The organism is Methanogenium sp. MK-MG (assembly GCF_009914725.1).
Lineage (GTDB): Archaea > Halobacteriota > Methanomicrobia > Methanomicrobiales > Methanomicrobiaceae > Methanogenium.
On sequence record NZ_JAAAWJ010000144.1, the window covers coordinates 1 to 1,644 of the forward strand.

1 protein-coding gene and 1 tRNA gene are annotated in these 1,644 nt (G+C 48.2%); one reads left to right on the forward strand and one right to left on the reverse strand.

Annotated features, from left to right (window positions below; genetic code table 11):
* On the reverse strand, positions 1-1,377 hold a 1,377-nt coding region (locus tag MKMG_RS11365), incomplete at its 3' end, for an AMP-binding protein (RefSeq protein ID WP_165078057.1).
* A 96-nt stretch (positions 1,378-1,473) separates the two neighbouring features.
* Here MKMG_RS11365 and MKMG_RS11370 point away from each other — a divergent pair.
* Positions 1,474-1,641: transfer RNA gene (locus MKMG_RS11370), tRNA-Trp, on the forward strand.
* Positions 1,642-1,644: the final 3 nt, after the last annotated feature.

Here is a 1,644-nt window from a genome sequence, read left to right on the forward strand (position 1 = left end):
TCCGCCACGAATGACCATCTCCTTGATTCTCCCGACAATCCGCACATACCCCTCTTCATCCGTAATGCCAAGGTCACCGGTATGGTTCCACCGGTCCGCATCAATCGTTGAGCGTGTCGCACTGGGATTGTTGTAGTAGCATTTCATGACCACATACCCACGCGCACAGATCTCCCCCGGCATACCACGCGGCACAATATGCTGCGTCTGCGGGTCAGTGATCTTAATTTCCACATGAGGGAATGCCTTGCCAACGGTTGACACACGCCTTTCAATCGGATCCTGTGTTGTCGTCATGGTCACCCCCGGCGAGGTCTCGGTCTGACCGTAGACAATAACAACATCGGTCATGTTCATCTTTTCAGAGACGGCCCGCATATACTCAGTCGGACAGGGAGAACCTGCCATAATCCCTGTCCTGAGGGTGTCATACCGATATTTGGTAAAATTCGGATGCTTCAGTTCAGCGATAAACATGGTAGGGACACCATGTAATGCTGTGCATCTCTCATCCTGCACCGTCTTCAGAACCGCCTCAGCATCAAATGCCGCTGATGGCAGGACCATGGTTGCACCATGAGTCACACATACCAGATTCGATAGCACCATCCCAAAACAATGATAAAACGGTACAGGAATACAGAGACGGTCATTGCTGGTAAAAGACATCCCTTCCCCGATACAGTAACTATTATTCACCACATTATGATGGGTTAACACCACCCCCTTCGGGTAGCCTGTCGTACCTGACGTATACTGAATATTGATTGGATCATCAAATGAGAGAGACTCTTCACGTTCATGAAGTTCATCAGGACTGATATTTTCCCCTTTCTCCATTATTTCATCCCAGGTAAACATCCCGTTATAGGGAATATCCCCCATAAATACCACATTTCGAAGAAACGGATACTTTTCACTGGATAATTTACCCGGCCTGCTCTCAATTGCTTCCGGACAGGCCTCATAGAACATGCCAACATAATCCGATGACTTAAACCGGCCCTGCAGAATAAGGGTATGCAATTCTGCCTGTTTGAGTGCATAATCCAGCTCAAACGTACGGTAGGCCGGATTGATATTAACCATAAGTGCGCCGATCTTGGCTGTGGCAAACTGAACAAGAATCCATTCAGCATTATTCATTGCCCAGATACCGACGCGGTCACCTTTTTTGACACCAATTGACATCAGACTGCGGGCCAGCATCTCCACGCGGGTTTTGAACTCTGCGTATGTCCAGCGGATATCCTGTTCGACAGAGACAATTGCCTCATTTTCCGGATATTTGTCGACTGTTGAGTCAAACATATCTCCAATTGTCATCCCCATGAGAGGGATATCGGAGATACCGCTGGAGTAGCTGTCCTGAATCATCAGTAGGATATCTTTTCTTATATCTACTTATGAATCACGATCCAATCACAATTATTATTACACTGGGCATCGACGTTAGTATGCAATTCTGTGTGAGGGGTCGTGGCCTAGTCCGGCATGGCGACGGGCTCCAACGGTCTTTGCGTATGATGAACAATGGGTCTGCTGATAAACTGATGATGACCCGTTGGAGCACTGATGCAATTAGTGCTCACGCATGTCGGAGAGACCCGTCGATCGTGAGTTCAAATCTCACCGACCCCACTT